This is a genomic window from Halobacteriovorax sp. ZH5_bin.2, from assembly GCF_043196375.1.
Lineage (GTDB): Bacteria > Bdellovibrionota > Bacteriovoracia > Bacteriovoracales > Bacteriovoracaceae > Halobacteriovorax_A.
The window spans coordinates 78,511-94,062 of sequence record NZ_JBEBMJ010000001.1 but is presented as its reverse complement, the minus strand read 5'-3'; the positions used below and the strand labels follow the sequence as shown (position 1 = coordinate 94,062).

Genomic DNA, 15,552 nt, shown 5'->3' with positions numbered 1-15,552 from the left:
TTTTAGACATAAAAGTAATATATGACACAAGAACCTGGACTCGATCTAGCAAAAAAATATTTTTCAACTCTGGCAATTTCTAAGGCCAGAAAAGTTCTCAGCCTTGGGAAGGTCTCACTTTCATTTAAGAAAGGAAGTCTTGATGGTTACCTCATCACAACAGGAATCATTAAAGAAGATCGCCCTTATGAGTCTAAGGTCGTCTATAAGAAGAGGCTTGAAGGAACAGATGAATCACCACTGTCAACATCATGTGATTGTCTAGAATGGACAAAAGAAAAGCACTGCCACCATACAGCTGCTCTCTTTATGTACTATATTGCAACAAATAATGACCAATCTGATACAAGCACTCACCTCCCTCCTATTGGTGGATACGGTGTTTACCCACTTGAGTACGGGACAATTATCAGTGGTCCACACGAGTTAGAAAATGCGCCACATGGGCCAACTTACTCAACACTAAATTACTCATTAACGAATAAGAAAACGATTGAGTTTCCAATTCCTGAAAATCTCTCAGGAAAGTTAGTCTTTAATATCGCTCCAAATAAAGAACAAAGAGTTGATTTTCAAGATGACTTGAAATCTAGTATTCGCTTTGCCCTACTAGATGAGGAAGGTAAAACTCACCGTGATATCAGTATCTTTGAAAGTTTATATCTTTTTAATTGGGATACTGGTGAACTCTTTTCACTTCCAAGTGAACTAAAAGAGTTCTTCTCGACTCTAAGATCGAATTTATCAACATATAAGATCGATGATGCCTTAAATCTCGCCTACTCTGAAAGGCTAGAAAAGTACATCGCATTTGAAGTTGAGGGTAAGCAATTTGATATCACAAATATTGAGTCACCAGATTTAAGAATTTATATCAATAACTCTCAAAGAAAGGGTTATAACAATTTTTCAGTCGAGTTCTTCAATAAAGAAGAAAAGAGAACAAGGCCTCCACAGTTTATGGCCTCTCTTACATTTGAAGGTGGCTATCTCGATTTATTTCGCAAAAAGGTTGAAGCCTACCACTTCCTAAGAGAAGTTCAGCACTACTTTGAAACTGGTGTTGACGGCTATAAGAAGTCCCTTTCTGGAAAGTCGAAAAAGTCTTCATGGATTCGTCTAATTTCTGAAGTTGTTAGTAAAGACTATACACTTAGCTTTGATCACGAAAATCACAAGCTTTACAAATACGACAATAAGCTTCAACGTCTTCTATTTAAGGTCATGGTAACGGAATTTGGAGACCACTTCTTCCGCTACTCTTACCTATATCGAGACACAAACGAAGTTATTTTCCAAGTTTCAATGTCCCAAATCACTCAAGGCCTATCGAAACTATTTACAGTAACGAAGCCTTACGGTGTTGAGATTTTCTATAATAATAATGAAATTAAAAATTGGAACTCTCGTATTCGCTTTGAAAGAAAGCAAATTGGACGCTCGGGTTGGTTTGATCTTGAACTAGAAATCAATGACGTTGACCAAGAAGTACTTAAGAATGTCGACCTCGACAATAATATTGCTATTACTAAAGATGGTGTCATCTTATTAAATAATGAACAAAAAGATCTTTTGAAATTTGTTCAAAAATACACAAAGTTTGAAGCAAAAGAAGAAATTCAGGACGGAAAATTTAAAAAATTCATCCTACCTTTTTCTCGTGCCAGAATCTTTGAATTATTTGAACTTAAAAAGATTGGACTTGAAGGTGCCCTAACGGATGAAGAAATCGCACTTTGCGAAAGACTTCAAAATCTTGAAGGTATCCCTGACTACCCTATTTCAGAACATCTTGGCTCAACTCTTAGAGCATACCAAAAGACAGGTTATAACTGGCTTAAATTCCTTCATGAAAATAAGCTCGGTGCTTGTCTTGCCGATGATATGGGTCTTGGTAAGACTATCCAAACCATCGCCTTTATTGAAAGTATCTACGATAAAATTGATAAAGTTCTAATTGTTTGTCCAGTTTCCCTACTACTAAACTGGGAAAATGAATTTAAAAAGTTCTCAGATATCGATGTTCACATCTTCCACGGAGCTGATAGAGAGCTTCCAGAAGATAGTAAAGCAAAAGTAATTCTAACTTCATATGGGATTCTTAAAAGAGAGCTCGAAGCACAATTTGAAGAAACTAATTATGATGTTCTTGTTCTTGATGAGGTTCAGCACCTTAAGAATATGCGTTCTCTAGGGGCCTCTACCGCAAGAAAGATCAATGCCGACTTTAGAATCTGCTTAACAGGTACTCCTGTAGAAAATGATCTTGCTGAGTTCTTTAATATTATTGATCTAAGTATTCCTGGTATCTGGGGAGATTTAAGATTCTTAAGATCAAGCTCTACTCCTAAGTCGAGAGTATACGCAAGAAAAACGGCCGCACCGTTCATTCTTAGACGTACAAAGAACCAAGTTCTTACTGACCTACCTCCTAAGATTGAAAACAGTGTCCTTCTTAGTTTTGATGAAAGTGAAGAAGAATTTTACAAGAATAAATTACAATCGATTAAAGATAATATTCAAAATGCTCCTAAGAATAAGAAGTATGGTGAAATCCTTAAGGGACTTCTCGAACTTCGCCAGAGCTGTCTATGGCAAAACCATAGTAATAAAACAACAAAAGACATTAGAAGTCTCTCATCAACGAAAGTTGATTATCTTATTGAAAGCTTAGAGCAAATTGTAGAAGAAGGTCACCAAGTTATCGTCTTCTCTCAATTTACAACATACCTTGATATCATTGGAACGGCCTTTGATGGCCAGTGCTGGAAGTACTCTCGAATTGATGGATCGATGAACGTTAAAAAGCGTCAAGCAGCAGTTGATGAGTTCCAAAGCGGTAAAACGAAACTCTTCCTAATCTCTCTTAAGGCCGGGGGTGTTGGTCTTAACTTAACAGCAGCAAGCTACGTCTTTATTATGGACCCTTGGTGGAACCCAGCTGTTGAATCGCAAGCAATCGATAGAGCTTATCGTATTGGTCAGAAAAATACTCTAAACGTATTTAGACCTATTATTAAGGGCTCTGTTGAAGAGAAGGTTTTAAAACTTCAAGAAATCAAACGTGAACTTTTCAAAGAACTTCTTCCTGAAGATGATGAAGAATTATTCAGTGGAAAACTCACAATGAAGGATTTTGAAGATTTATTTAACTAGGACTTCTTTAAGCGATTAACTTCTTTATGGACAGCTACTTTTAATTCATCTCGACAAAAAATAAAAGGCCCTGTCAGCTTCTTGCTGGAAAGATCCTTAATTTCATCAGAATGAATCCCTCTGGAATGGCAAATAATCACTCCAGCAGCGATGTCCCAAATATTCTTATCACGAAATGAGACAACACATTCAGCTGCACCAGCAGCAAGTAGTCCTAGCTTAAAGGCAATAGATCCAAGTGGAGTAATTCTAAAGTTGTGCTTAAAATCTAATTTATTAGCACCCTTCTCCCACTCCGAGCGCGAGATCATAATATTGACCGCCTCAGCGTGAGCATGGCGACTTCCGAGCGGGTACTTAACATCACTCGTAATTTCAAACCCAGTAAATGGATTATAGATCCAGCCAAAGCTTCGATCATCGTTAATATCTGCTGAAAATAAAATGGCCAGGGAGACTGCACACTCACCATAGCCCTTTGCAAATTCACGAGTTCCATCAATTGGATCTAAGACAATCACAGGAAACTCAAAACTCTCTTGATCTTCTTCCGAGAAGAAATTGAAGTCAAAATTAGACTCATGAAAGACCTTTTTAACTTGGTCAGAAACAAAGATATCAAACTCTGTCACAATACTCTTGTCGGCCTTTCTTTCAATCGACATATCTCCCCACACCATCGTGTCGAGTTTAGTATGAATACTGTTTTTTATTTCTTCTAATTCTTTACGATACATTATTGATCCTAGCGGATATGCCTAACGAATGTGAAAGACAAACTCGTGTTTAAAAGTCTTTTCTTGCTCTAAATCAATCAGGCCTTCTTTCGTGTAGAAGTCATTATTAGAGTCTAGAGCATCTGTCACACCAAATGCCGGCGCAATCCTAACGAAATTAGCACCAGGATAAGTCCAAATTGAAAGATAAGGAATATTTCCTAAGTCTATATTAACCGACTTCTCGTTTAAAATATTCTTAAGAGCAACGCTCTTTGACTTAATATCCTTAAACACCATCTCCCCACCTCTAAAATTTTCTTGAGTGAAGAAAACACGACAGTCCTGAACAACCTTTTTATTATCGGCATCATGGAAGTTAACAAGATCATTTTCTAAGAAATAGGCTCCACGCTCTTCTTGAGTAGAGAACTCAATAAAGCAATCCTCATGACCTTCTGGACCTAGTGGAACATTGAAAGTCGGAGCAAAACCTAGAGAGAAGAACATTTCTTTCTTATCTAAATTCTTTATAACAAACGAGACTGTAAGCTTTGGCCCATAAACCATATAGGTTACTTCGATACTATAGCGAAATGGAAAGATAAGCTCTGTGTCTTGGTTATTCGTATGAACAAAAGTGATTCTGTCCTTGCGTTGATTCTTCACTTCAAATTGGAAGTCTTTTAAAAAGCCATCTTTTTGCATGTGATAATACTTACGCCCTAACCAGTACTGGTCATCTTTGAGCTTTCCTACAATTGGAAAAATAAGCTGTGGCCTCCAAGGATTTAGCGTTGGATGTCCTTGCCATAGATATTCAACATTTGATTCAAGATCAAATATTGATAACAGTCCAGCTCCCTGCTTCGTAACAGAAACTCTAATGAACTCACTTTCTAAATGGTAAATCTGATCCTTATTCATCAAATTATCCTCTACTACATAATGATATCAGTTTTTGGCCCAACGTGAAACTCATAAGCAATTGAATATAGGCAATATATTTCATTGTGGGATAGATCGCTCATTTCAAATGTGAAAAAAGTCCAAATATATTATCCCCTAGGTTAAAAACTCTACAAGTTTGAAGCATAGCTGATGCTTAAAAACTTACTAATATCCTTCCTTCAAAATTATCTAAATACTCCATTTACCCAATTCATTCGAATTAACCTAAGGCCCCAGAAAAAGGGGCCCTCGCCTTTTCTTATTGCTCATAAATGATTAAAATAAGGTAACAAATTTACACATAGGGAAATACACGAATGAAAGTTATCGAGCATATCGACAAGGCAACAAACCCACTTTTCAGTTTTGAGATTGTACCACCACCAAGAGGCAAAAATATTTCGGCCGTAACAGATATTGTTAAGCAGCTTTTGCCATTCAATCCGGCCTGGATTGATGTAACGGCCCACTCAGCAGGTGCTTACTACAATGAAAAGAATGATGGTTCGGTAGAAAGAAAAATTTATAAAAAGCGTCCAGGTACAGTTGGTATTTGTGGAGTCATTCAAAATCGCTTTAAGATTGATACGGTAACTCACCTTCTGACTCAAGGATTTACAAAAGAAGAAACTGAAGATGCTCTTATTGAGCTAAACTACCTTGGAATTCATAACGTACTTGCACTTCGTGGAGATGCTCTTAACTATAATAAGAAGTACGACCTTTCTCGCCAAAGAAATTTCTACGCTAAAGACTTAGTCGAACAAATTGATAACGTAAAAAAAGGAATCTACCTTGATGAGATTTCTAATAGCTTACCGCTAGACTTTTCAGTCGGTGTAGCTGGTTATCCTGAAAAGCACTTTGAAGCACCAAATCTTGCAACTGATATTAAGTACCTCAAAGAGAAAGTTGATGCTGGTGCCGACTATATCGTTACTCAAATGTTCTTTGATAACTCAAAGTATTTTGAATTCGTTGATAAATGTCGTGAGGCCGGCATTACATGCCCAATTGTTCCGGGAATTAAAGTGATAAAAAGTATGGGACAACTTTCCAATGTTCCAAGACACTTCTATGTCGACTTCCCTGACGAATTTGTTAATGAAGCAACTGAGAATCCAGAACATATTAAGGAAATTGGTATTAAGTGGGCAAGAAAGCAAACTGAAGAATTATTAAGTGCCAATGTTCCTTCTGTTCACTTCTATGTCATGAATGACAGTGCTAATGTTACTGAAGTTCTAAAAGGTTTATTTTAATGAGCGATATTCGTAAAGAGCTAGAATCGACACTAAAGAGTAGAATCCTTTTCTTAGACGGTGCCATGGGAACAATGGTTCAACAGTATCATCTAACAGAAGAAGACTTTCGAGGAGAACGATTTCAAGAAACAAAAATCGACTTGAAAGGAAATAACGATTTATTGAACCTGACAAAGCCAGAAATTATTAAAGAAATTCATACGAAGTACCTAGCTGCCGGTTCAGATATTATTGAAACAAATACATTCTCGGCGACTCGTATTGCTCAAGATGATTATCACTTAAGTGAAATTGCTTATGAGCTTAATGTAGAGGCGGCCAAAATTGCAAAAGCGGCCTGCCTTGATTTCATGAAAGAAAACCCTGAGCGTAAATGCTTTGTAGCAGGAGCTCTGGGACCAACGAATAAAACGGCTTCAATTTCTCCAGATGTAAATAACCCAGCTTTTAGAGGAATTACATTTGATGAGCTCGTCGATAATTACTATGAGCAAACAAAGGGGCTTATTGATGGTGGAGCGGATCTTCTTTTAGCAGAAACTTCATTTGATACCCTAAATTTAAAAGCGGCCATCTTTGCTATGAGAAAGTATCTTGATGATCATAATCTTGATACTCCGATTATGCTCTCAGTAACAATTACTGATGCTTCTGGAAGAACGCTTTCAGGTCAAACTGTTGAAGCATTCTGGAACTCGGTTGAACATGCTAGACCATTTAGTGTTGGAATTAATTGTGCTCTTGGTGCCAAAGAGATGCGCCCATATATTGAAGAGTTATCAAGAGTATCAGATTCCTTAATCTCATGTTACCCAAATGCAGGTTTACCTAATCCACTAAGTGATACAGGTTATGATGAAAAGCCAAATGAAACAGCATCGCTGTTAGAAGAATTTGCTGAGTCAGGACTCGTCAATATCGTTGGTGGCTGTTGCGGAACAACGCCAGATCATATCAATGCAATTTATAACCACTTAAAAGAAATCAAACCACGTGAAAAACACGATCTACCTAAGAATCAACGATTATCAGGTCTAGAGCCTCTTAATCTTGAGTTTACTGGTGAGCGTCCATTTATCATGGTTGGAGAGCGTACAAATGTAACAGGCTCTCCAAGATTTGCACGTTTAATTCGTGAAGAGAATTTTGAAGCAGCTTTAGATATCGCCCGTCAACAGGTTGAAAACGGTGCTAATATTATTGATATCAACTTTGATGAAGGTCTCCTCGACTCTAAAGCTTGTATGGTGAAATTTCTAAACCTAATCGCTTCTGAGCCTGATATTTGTAAAGTCCCAATTATGATTGACTCATCTAAGTGGGATGTCATCGAAGAAGGACTTAAGTGTATACAGGGAAAAGGGATTGTTAACTCAATTTCACTAAAGGAAGGCGAAGAAGTCTTCAAAGAACATGCAAGAAAAATCCTTCAATATGGAGCGGCCGTTGTTGTCATGGCCTTTGACGAGAAAGGACAAGCGGCTTCTAAGGAAGAAAAGGTTTCAATTTGCCAGCGTGCCTTTAAGATCCTCACTGAAGAAGTAGGATTCCCTGCAACAGATATTATCTTTGATCCAAACGTTCTAACAGTTGGTACAGGAATTGAAGAACATAACAACTATGCGATCAACTTCATTGAGGCCGTAAGAGAAATCAAAGAGACTTGCCCAGGCGCTTTAACAAGTGGTGGAATTTCGAATATATCTTTTTCATTTCGCGGAAATAATATTGTTCGCGAAGCAATGCATAGCTCTTTCCTCTACCATGCAATTAAAGCGGGCCTTGACATGGGAATCGTAAATGCAGGTATGCTTGAAGTTTACGAAAATGTTGAGCCTGAGCTTATGAAAAAGATCGAAGACGTGCTCTTTAATCGCTCAGAGAGTGCAACTGATGACTTAATTGAATATGCCGAAAAATTCAAAGGCGTAAAATCAAAATCCAAAGAAGATGACTTAACTTGGCGCGAAGGAAGCCTTGGAGAGCGAATCACTCACGCACTTGTAAAGGGTATCGGCAAATTCATCGAAGAAGATGTCGAACAAGCAAGACAAGAGCTAGGTATTCCTTTAAATGTTATTGAAGGTCCTCTGATGGACGGTATGAAAGTTGTCGGAGACCTCTTTGGTGCCGGTAAAATGTTTCTACCTCAAGTTGTAAAAAGTGCCCGCGTAATGAAGCAAGCAGTAGCTTATCTTGAGCCATATATGGAAAAAGGTGCAGACGGGAAAAGTAAGAAGAACACATTTGTTATTGCGACAGTAAAAGGTGACGTTCACGATATTGGAAAGAATATCGTTGGTGTTGTACTGGCATGTAATGGATATAACGTCGTTGACTTAGGTGTCATGGTAAGCTGTGAAGAGATTATAAAAGCAGCAAAAGAACATGAGGCAAAATTCATCGGCCTAAGTGGGCTTATCACTCCCTCTCTTGATGAGATGATTCACAACGTAGCTGAGTTTAATCGTCAAGGCCTTGAAGTCCCTGTACTAATTGGTGGAGCAACAACATCTAAAACTCACACTGCAGTTAAGATTGCACCAGAATGTACTAGTCCAGTTGTTCACGTTGGCGATGCCTCGCAAACGGTAGGAATCTGTAATAGTCTTTTAAGTGAAAAGCTAAAGGACGACTTCTTAAAAGATTTAAAAGATTCACAAAGAAGAACAAAAGAATATTTTGAAAATAAAAAAGATAGTGGCCAAGCTACTATTTCAATCGAAGCGGCCCGAGACCACTTAAGAGTTGACCCAACGAAAACTTTCGTCGACTTCACTCCTCCATTTATTGGAGCTAAGAAGTTTGATGATATCAGCGTTTCTGAAATTGCAAAGTATATCGACTGGTCTCCTTTCTTTTGGACTTGGGAATTAAAAGGGCTCTACCCTCATATCTTATCTCATAAAGATTATGGAGAAGAGGCCAAGAAGCTATACGATGAAGCACAAAATATTCTTGATGATATTATCGAAAATAATCGTTTATCGCCAAAAGCGGTCTTAGGCTTTTGGCCAGCTTATGCAAAAGATGAAACGGTGACTCTTCTCGATGAAAATAAGAATGAATTTGGTACTTTTAATTTTCTAAGACAACAAAAAGAAAAGACACAAAAAGATCGTCCTTATCTCTCGCTTGCTGACTACATCCTACCTCAGGGAGAAAAACAGGACTTTATCGGTTCATTCGTTGTCACAATGGGTGATCAAGTAGAGAAATATGCTAAAAGCTTTGAAGACAATGGCGATGACTATACATCAATTATGGTTAAGGCCGTTGGTGATCGTCTCGCAGAAGCCTACGCAGAGTTAATTCATGAAAGAGCACGTCAGTTGTGTGGAATTGAAGAAGAACGTAAGTTCTCACTTGATGAGCTCATTAAAGAAAAATACACAGGGATTCGTCCTGCTGCAGGCTACCCAGCATGCCCAGATCACACGGAAAAAGCAAAGCTATGGGATTATATGAATGTTAGAGAAAATACAGGAGCATATTTAACAGAAAATTTTGCGATGTATCCAGCAAGTTCAGTTTCTGGCTACATATTCTTTAACCCTTGTGCTAAGTACTTTAATATTTTAAATATTGCCCAAGACCAAATTGAGCTTTACTCAAAGGCCAAAGGTCAGGACATCGAAACTACAAAGAAATGGCTAAGGCCAATACTATAGGATTATAAAATGCATGTATGTATTCCATACCACAAAGTATTACCAGTAAAAACTTATGGCGGTGTTGAGAGACTCGTCTTTTGGCATATGAAAGAATTAATTAAATTTGGTCACCAGGTCACCTTTATTGGACCAGGGCAAAGCCAAGTAGCAGAATATGGTATCAATCATATTGCATGTGAAAAGATTGAAGAGTGGCAAAAATTCGTTCCAGATAATATCGATGTTATTCATGGCTTTGATAACATAAAAGTTGATCTTGATATTCCTTACGTTATCAATATCGGAGGCAATGGCTACCCAGGTGAAAAGTTCGACTTAAATACAGTATTTGTTTCAAAATCGCATGCTCGCCACCACGGTTCAACAAGCTATGTAAATAACTGTCTTGATATGAGTGAATACCCGGCCATTTATAAAGAAAGTAAGATTACTGAAATCAAAAGCCTACTCTTTCTTGCAAAGGCTTCTTGGCGAGTGAAAAACCTTCAACAATCTGTAAAGATTGCAAGACAAACTAATAAGCACCTCCACATTTGTGGTGGTGGTTCTAAGTTCTTTGGTTGGCACCCTTTAATTCACAACCATGGCATGGTTGGTGGCCAAGAGAAGTTAGATTATATGCGACAGTGTGATGCCCTACTCTTTGCTGTTCGTTGGCATGAGCCTTTCGGTCTTGCTATCATCGAAGCGATGACTCAAGGGCTACCAGTCTTTGGCTCAAGCTTTGGTTCACTACCTGATTTAATTGCCCCTGGCACAGGTCGTACATTCTACTCTCACGAAGAGATCATTGAATACTTTAATACAACAAAGGATGTCTATGATCGTGACTTTATTCGAGACTATGCAATCAAGAACTTCTCAATGGAAAGATTCACTTCTGACTTTATTGAAAAGTATGAAATTGTTATGTCAGGAAAAAAACTTAATGATGTAGAGCCTGAGTGGATTCACCCATTTAGAGCAGGAAAAAGGCTACCTTTCTAAGGTAGCCTTTAGTATTTTCTAAGATTTTACACTTAACTCATATAATTTCTTATACTCACCACCAAGAGTCATTAACTCCTCATGGCGACCTTGTTCAATCATTCTTCCATCTTTTAAGACAATGATTTTGTCATAATTTTGAATCGTTGAAAGCCTGTGCGCAACTGCTACAACTGTTTTATTTTTAGCAAGTTCATTAAGTGACTGCTGCACAACCTTTTCTGATTCATTATCAAGAGCAGAAGTTGCTTCATCGAATAAGAAGACATCATTATTTTGTAGGTATGCACGAGCAATTGTCAGACGTTGGGCCTGTCCTCCAGAAAGTCTTAGGCCACGATCTCCAATAACTGTTTCAAGTCCACTTGGAAGCTCATTTATATAATCTGTCGCATGAGCAACTTTCAATGCTTCTTGGATTTGCGCTTCACTTACTTCCTTACCAAGAGTTAAGTTTTCTCTTACCGTTGTATTAAATAGAAAGATATCTTGTGATACAAGGCCAAAATAGTGACGTAGGGACTTTAAAGTGAACTCACTTGAGTCTGCACCATCAATCTTATAACTTCCCTTTTTAACTGGGTATAGGCCAAGAAGAACATTAATTAGCGTTGATTTTCCAGAGCCAGAAAGCCCAACTAGTGCAACCTTCTCACCCTTATTAATATCGAAACTTAAATCGTTAATTACCTGATGATCACCATATGAGAAATCTAAGTTCTTAAATGAAATCTTATCACTTAACTCAGAGTGCTCTTTTGTTCCCGAGTCTACTTCATTGTCTACCTTTAAGAATTTAAAGATACGCTTTTCTGCTGCTTGGGCCTGGCTAATCTTAAGATTCGCTTCATTAGTTTTTCTGATCGGATCCTGGATCATGGCCATAATAGCAATAAAAGTAATAAACTCTCCTGTCGTCATTGCATTTCCAGTGATCTTTACCTGAGCAAAGACAATGACAGAAGAAAGAATTAACGTTGTCATAAACTCAACAAGAGGATGTGAAAACTGTCTCATCACTTCTGCTTTCATTTGAAAAGTAAAGAAGTCGTTTTGGTAAGACTTGAAGAAATTTCTTGTATAATCTTGAAGATTAAAGGCCTTAATAATTTTTTGTCCACCAACACCTTCGCCAATAACATGAGTCATATCTGAAAGTCTTGATTGTACATCTGCTTGGTGTGCCTTAACTCTTTTTCCAAAGAATCCAAAAATTAAAAGCATAATTGGAAGAAGTGCAAATGTGACAAGAGTAAGCTGCCAATCTAAGTAGAATGCATATCCTAATAAAACAATTAATGTGATTGGCTCCCTAATTAAAGTAAGAAGTCCACTAATTCCTTGAGAGTAAATCATCGTATCATTTAAGATCGTTGAAATAACATCACCTTGTTTTGTTGTTGTATAAAAAGAAATTGGAATATCTTGAATTTTTGAATAGATCTTCGTTCTAATTTCACAAACTGCATCGTTCATTGCAAATTGCATCCAGTAAAAGTGGAAAAAACGAACTGGTAAATTAATAAGTGCAAGTAAACAAGCAAGGCCTACAATTCCTAGGATCTCTTCAAGTGTCGACTCTGGAGAAAGCCCCTTTGTAAAAAGAGGATTAATTAGCGCCATTTGACCACCTTTAATAAGCGCCATACCAATACCGAAAATCATACTTCCGATAACTCTGGCACGATGGCGATGAATCAATGGCCATATATTTTTAATAGTTTCAAACATGAAAAACCCTTGCTAAATTAGATATAATTAACTTTGCTAGTTTAGAACAAAATAACTAGTTTGCACACCATGTTAGGCATTATGATTGAAAAGTATTTTAGAAGACTCAGAGCACAATACCCAGTGGCCTTCCTCTCAGATGCAAGGCTAAGTCTACTATTGGAGAATATTCACTCAGAAGAAGAATTGAAAATAATCTTTAGTTACCTACAAAAGCATCTAAAATCTTCACCAAGCCAGAAAGAAAATGGTGAACTCTTATTTAGCCTTATCGATAAAACTCAATACTCTGTTCGTGCTTGGATTGAGGCCATACTCACATTTGATTCATGGCTGAAAGAAAATGAAAGAGAGACAGATTTTAAAACAATGATTGGCTATATCGAATGCTCTACACTGTCTCCCGAAAATAAGATTTTAAAATATCAATTGAAAGAACTTGTGGGCAAAATGCTTAACGAGTTCGGCTATGTTGGTTAGCTAGCTTGACTTACTTTGCTAAACTTAATGAACTATTTATTAAATCACTATAATTTCCATGTCCCCACATTAAAACTTTCTGTTTCTTTACAATATTATGAGAACTCTTTTTGTGACTCCTCTGAAGCTCTTCAACAAAACTATTTAGCTGATCAAGCATTGAGTTAAGAATTAACTCTTCAGTTTTGTTAACATATACCTTTTGTAGTTTTAAGGTGCGATCATTTTTTTGATTAAAGTAGTTGGTGACCATCGAGTTTGATACTTCGTTAACTTCTTTTTTTATATTTTCAGGTGTGTTTGCAATTATTAGACTCTTTGCATTCTTATTAATTGAATATGAACTACTTTGTCTCTCTAAGATACCTTTCTTATTTAAGCGAATACAAAGACTTCCAACTAAAGATAAATCCATTCCTGTTTCATCAGAAATTTGAAAAATTGTCTTCTGAGATTTTCCACAAGCTTCTAGAATTGCTCTTTCAACCATTAATAAACGTGACATAACTTCTCCCTATAATCCGGCTAACTTTCTGATAAAAAACTTTTCTTCTAAATTACTAACGATCTCATTGCAATCGTTACGACTTAAGCTAAATGAATGCTTTTCTAAGAATTTAATTAATAAGCTCAATTCTGAAGAGTTGATTTCTAATTTTTCTTTAATTTTAAAATACTCACTTGTTCTCATTTCGGCACCATTCATCAACCTAAACAAACGAGTTGTTTGCATCTCAAAAATCTCTGCTAGTTGCTTATACGTGTGCTTTGGGAAACGTTTTCTAACTTCTTTAACTAATTGTTCTTGTTGAACCATAAGACCTCCTTAACAGGCATGTTTTTAATAAATAAGTGATTTTTTAACCACTTATGTCGATCCTGGAGTTTTCTATTTTTCTATTGATGAAAAATATGTTTTCATTAATGGAATATGTTTAATTTCACTGTAATTTCTTCAAATATTCGCTTTAATAACCCGGCCGATGGAGTTCATTCATGGGATGGAAGACGTGTCATTCTTGCCAATGCACTAAATAACTATCGTCCTGCTCTTATCGGAACACAGGAAGGTTGGGAGCCTCAACTAAGAGACTTTCAAGAACTTCTAGATGGACTAGAGATCATTGATACGAATCGAGAATGGATTGAAGATCGAATGTATCCTTCTCTATATTATCGCCCAGAAATATTTGAATTGATTAACTCTGGAGATATTTGGCTTTCTGAAACACCTTATATTGCAGCATCAAAATCGTTTGGAAGTGCCTTTCCAAGACTGTGCACATGGGCAATTTTAAAGGCAAAAGAAAATGGTAAACACTACTTCTTTGTTAATGCACATTTAGATCATCTTGAATCAAGCACGCGCCAAGAACAAATTAAAGTACTTATTAATGAAATTGAAAAAGTTAGAGCTGATTATCCACTAATTTTAACAGGTGACTTTAACGAATCTCCATTTGAAAGTGTTAGAAAAGAATTAAATGAAAGTAACTTAAATCTTACTGACCCATGGATTGATCTTGGACACGAAGAATGCGAGAGTCACCATAGCTTTAAAGGCTTTCGCGAAGACGGCTCTCGTATTGACTGGATTCTTCACTCAAAAAATTTATTAAAGTGTGAGCAGATACATCTCCACAAGGAAAGTGCTAACGGGATTTACCCATCAGATCACTTTCCAGTTTGTGCTACCTTATCTGCTAAATGAATATAAGTTTCAATTCCATTTTTAGTATTATTCAAAATATCTGAAGTAGGTGCCCACTTACCTTTTTCACCAATAACGATAACTGTTGACCCACCAAACAAGAAGTAACCTTTCTCATCACCTCTTGAAAATGTTGTTAAATCACTTGATTGAACAATACGGCCAACCATTGTTGCCCCAACCTCAACGTATGCAATTTTACCAAACTCTTTCGTTTCCATTACTGTCACTTCGCGAATATTCGTACTAAAAATATCATTCTTCTTACGAAGAGCAAGTGGATTGACTGAGTGGTACCCACCACCGATTTTGTAATAATCAATAACTTCTCCATCAAGAGGATAGTGAAATCTGTGATAATCAACAGGGCATAATCTTGCGAGTAAAAGTGGCCCGTCTTCAAAAACTCTTTCCCACTTTGAATTTTGTAGTAATTCAGTTGAATTTAAGAATTTACCTTTAACAGGAATCTTTACTTGGTTAGTAATTGACTCGTAACCAAAGTATCTAGCCTCAGCAAAAGCCGACATGGAATCAGCTTCATCAAGAAATGGCCTCTTTCCTTCTTTAAACCTACGAATAAAGAATTCATTGAAACTTCCATATGGATCATCTTTAGAGCGCCCTTCAGTTGGTAAAAACTCATCCATATTGATCTGGTAATCTTTCACAAATCTTGGAACCTTATTCTTAGTAAAGTTCATATTTTGAATTTCGCCATACATACAAGAGACGATTGATGAAGTAATTGCACCAGAGATCAGCTTTCCAAGCGGATTTCCATACAAGAAATTGATTGCGGCATCCCCGTAAACTTTCTCCACTTCCATTTGATTTGTATAACGATTAAAATAATTAATATCCACGGGTGACCTCAGAAT

12 protein-coding genes are annotated in these 15,552 nt (G+C 37.0%); 6 read left to right on the top strand and 6 right to left on the bottom strand.

Features of this window, described 5'->3' with window-relative positions; translation table 11 throughout:
• Nucleotides 1-21: 21 nt before the first annotated feature.
• Entirely contained in the window at nucleotides 22-3,156 is a 3,135-nt protein-coding gene (locus ABMA76_RS00420; protein ID WP_393060578.1) for a DEAD/DEAH box helicase, read from the top strand.
• On the opposite strand, the gene ABMA76_RS00415 is transcribed toward ABMA76_RS00420, so the two are convergent.
• Entirely contained in the window at nucleotides 3,153-3,893 is a 741-nt protein-coding gene (locus ABMA76_RS00415; RefSeq protein WP_393060576.1) for an inositol monophosphatase family protein, read from the bottom strand. The genes ABMA76_RS00420 and ABMA76_RS00415 overlap by 4 nt on opposite strands.
• Nucleotides 3,894-3,914: 21 nt before the next feature.
• Nucleotides 3,915-4,799 carry a hypothetical protein gene (locus tag ABMA76_RS00410; RefSeq protein ID WP_393060574.1) on the bottom strand — a complete coding sequence of 295 codons (885 nt, stop codon included), beginning with the start codon at nucleotides 4,797-4,799 and terminating at the stop codon, nucleotides 3,915-3,917.
• Between the two features lie 341 nt (nucleotides 4,800-5,140).
• Here ABMA76_RS00410 and ABMA76_RS00405 point away from each other — a divergent pair, with 341 nt between their 5' ends.
• The 3 genes from ABMA76_RS00405 to ABMA76_RS00395 are packed head-to-tail and all read left to right on the top strand — an operon-like array spanning nucleotide 5,141 to nucleotide 10,749.
• The gene (locus ABMA76_RS00405) at nucleotides 5,141-6,085 is read left to right on the top strand and encodes a methylenetetrahydrofolate reductase (RefSeq protein ID WP_392858179.1); all 945 of its coding nucleotides are present in this window, start codon (nucleotides 5,141-5,143) and stop codon (nucleotides 6,083-6,085) included.
• Nucleotides 6,085-9,759 carry a methionine synthase gene (metH, locus tag ABMA76_RS00400; protein WP_393060572.1) on the top strand — a complete coding sequence of 1,225 codons (3,675 nt, stop codon included), beginning with the start codon at nucleotides 6,085-6,087 and terminating at the stop codon, nucleotides 9,757-9,759. The genes ABMA76_RS00405 and metH overlap by 1 nt, the downstream gene beginning before the upstream one ends.
• A 9-nt stretch (nucleotides 9,760-9,768) precedes the next feature.
• Nucleotides 9,769-10,749 (top strand): glycosyltransferase, encoded by a 981-nt coding sequence (locus ABMA76_RS00395; RefSeq protein ID WP_393060570.1) that lies wholly within the window; start codon nucleotides 9,769-9,771, stop codon nucleotides 10,747-10,749.
• Nucleotides 10,750-10,767: 18 nt separating this feature from the next.
• Here the strand turns inward: ABMA76_RS00395 and ABMA76_RS00390 are convergent, their stop codons facing one another.
• Complete coding sequence (locus tag ABMA76_RS00390) at nucleotides 10,768-12,480, bottom strand: ABC transporter ATP-binding protein (protein ID WP_393060568.1); 1,713 nt, start codon at nucleotides 12,478-12,480, stop codon at nucleotides 10,768-10,770.
• Nucleotides 12,481-12,561: 81 nt separating this feature from the next.
• Here ABMA76_RS00390 and ABMA76_RS00385 point away from each other — a divergent pair, with 81 nt between their 5' ends.
• A complete protein-coding gene (locus ABMA76_RS00385; RefSeq protein ID WP_392957727.1) occupies nucleotides 12,562-12,960 on the top strand; it encodes a hypothetical protein in 399 nt (132 codons plus the stop codon).
• Nucleotides 12,961-12,970: 10 nt separating this feature from the next.
• On the opposite strand, the gene ABMA76_RS00380 is transcribed toward ABMA76_RS00385, so the two are convergent.
• Together ABMA76_RS00380 and ABMA76_RS00375 are read right to left on the bottom strand one after the other, a co-directional pair.
• Nucleotides 12,971-13,465 carry a hypothetical protein gene (locus ABMA76_RS00380; protein WP_392910610.1) on the bottom strand — a complete coding sequence of 165 codons (495 nt, stop codon included), beginning with the start codon at nucleotides 13,463-13,465 and terminating at the stop codon, nucleotides 12,971-12,973.
• A 9-nt stretch (nucleotides 13,466-13,474) separates the two neighbouring features.
• Nucleotides 13,475-13,777 carry a hypothetical protein gene (locus ABMA76_RS00375; protein WP_392910612.1) on the bottom strand — a complete coding sequence of 101 codons (303 nt, stop codon included), beginning with the start codon at nucleotides 13,775-13,777 and terminating at the stop codon, nucleotides 13,475-13,477.
• Nucleotides 13,778-13,891: 114 nt separating this feature from the next.
• On the opposite strand from ABMA76_RS00375, the gene ABMA76_RS00370 reads away from it, so the two are divergent.
• Nucleotides 13,892-14,671 carry an endonuclease/exonuclease/phosphatase family protein gene (locus ABMA76_RS00370; RefSeq protein ID WP_392910614.1) on the top strand — a complete coding sequence of 260 codons (780 nt, stop codon included), beginning with the start codon at nucleotides 13,892-13,894 and terminating at the stop codon, nucleotides 14,669-14,671.
• Here ABMA76_RS00370 and ABMA76_RS00365 read toward each other — a convergent pair.
• Complete coding sequence (locus ABMA76_RS00365; RefSeq protein WP_392910616.1) at nucleotides 14,635-15,537, bottom strand: phosphatidylserine decarboxylase; 903 nt, start codon at nucleotides 15,535-15,537, stop codon at nucleotides 14,635-14,637. The genes ABMA76_RS00370 and ABMA76_RS00365 overlap by 37 nt on opposite strands.
• Between the last annotated feature and the right edge of the window lie 15 nt (nucleotides 15,538-15,552).

Bases quoted from the DNA above. Each gene is read 5' to 3' on its own strand.
- ABMA76_RS00385 (WP_392957727.1), top strand. From the start codon at position 12,562: ATGATTGAAAAGTATTTTAGAAGACTCAGAGCACAATACCCAGTGGCC.
- ABMA76_RS00410 (WP_393060574.1), bottom strand. From the start codon at position 4,799: ATGAATAAGGATCAGATTTACCATTTAGAAAGTGAGTTCATTAGAGTT.
- ABMA76_RS00370 (WP_392910614.1), top strand. From the start codon at position 13,892: ATGTTTAATTTCACTGTAATTTCTTCAAATATTCGCTTTAATAACCCG.
- ABMA76_RS00390 (WP_393060568.1), bottom strand. From the start codon at position 12,480: ATGTTTGAAACTATTAAAAATATATGGCCATTGATTCATCGCCATCGT.
- metH (WP_393060572.1), top strand. From the start codon at position 6,085: ATGAGCGATATTCGTAAAGAGCTAGAATCGACACTAAAGAGTAGAATC.
- ABMA76_RS00395 (WP_393060570.1), top strand. From the start codon at position 9,769: ATGCATGTATGTATTCCATACCACAAAGTATTACCAGTAAAAACTTAT.
- ABMA76_RS00420 (WP_393060578.1), top strand. From the start codon at position 22: ATGACACAAGAACCTGGACTCGATCTAGCAAAAAAATATTTTTCAACT.
- ABMA76_RS00415 (WP_393060576.1), bottom strand. From the start codon at position 3,893: ATGTATCGTAAAGAATTAGAAGAAATAAAAAACAGTATTCATACTAAA.
- ABMA76_RS00375 (WP_392910612.1), bottom strand. From the start codon at position 13,777: ATGGTTCAACAAGAACAATTAGTTAAAGAAGTTAGAAAACGTTTCCCA.
- ABMA76_RS00405 (WP_392858179.1), top strand. From the start codon at position 5,141: ATGAAAGTTATCGAGCATATCGACAAGGCAACAAACCCACTTTTCAGT.
- ABMA76_RS00380 (WP_392910610.1), bottom strand. From the start codon at position 13,465: ATGTCACGTTTATTAATGGTTGAAAGAGCAATTCTAGAAGCTTGTGGA.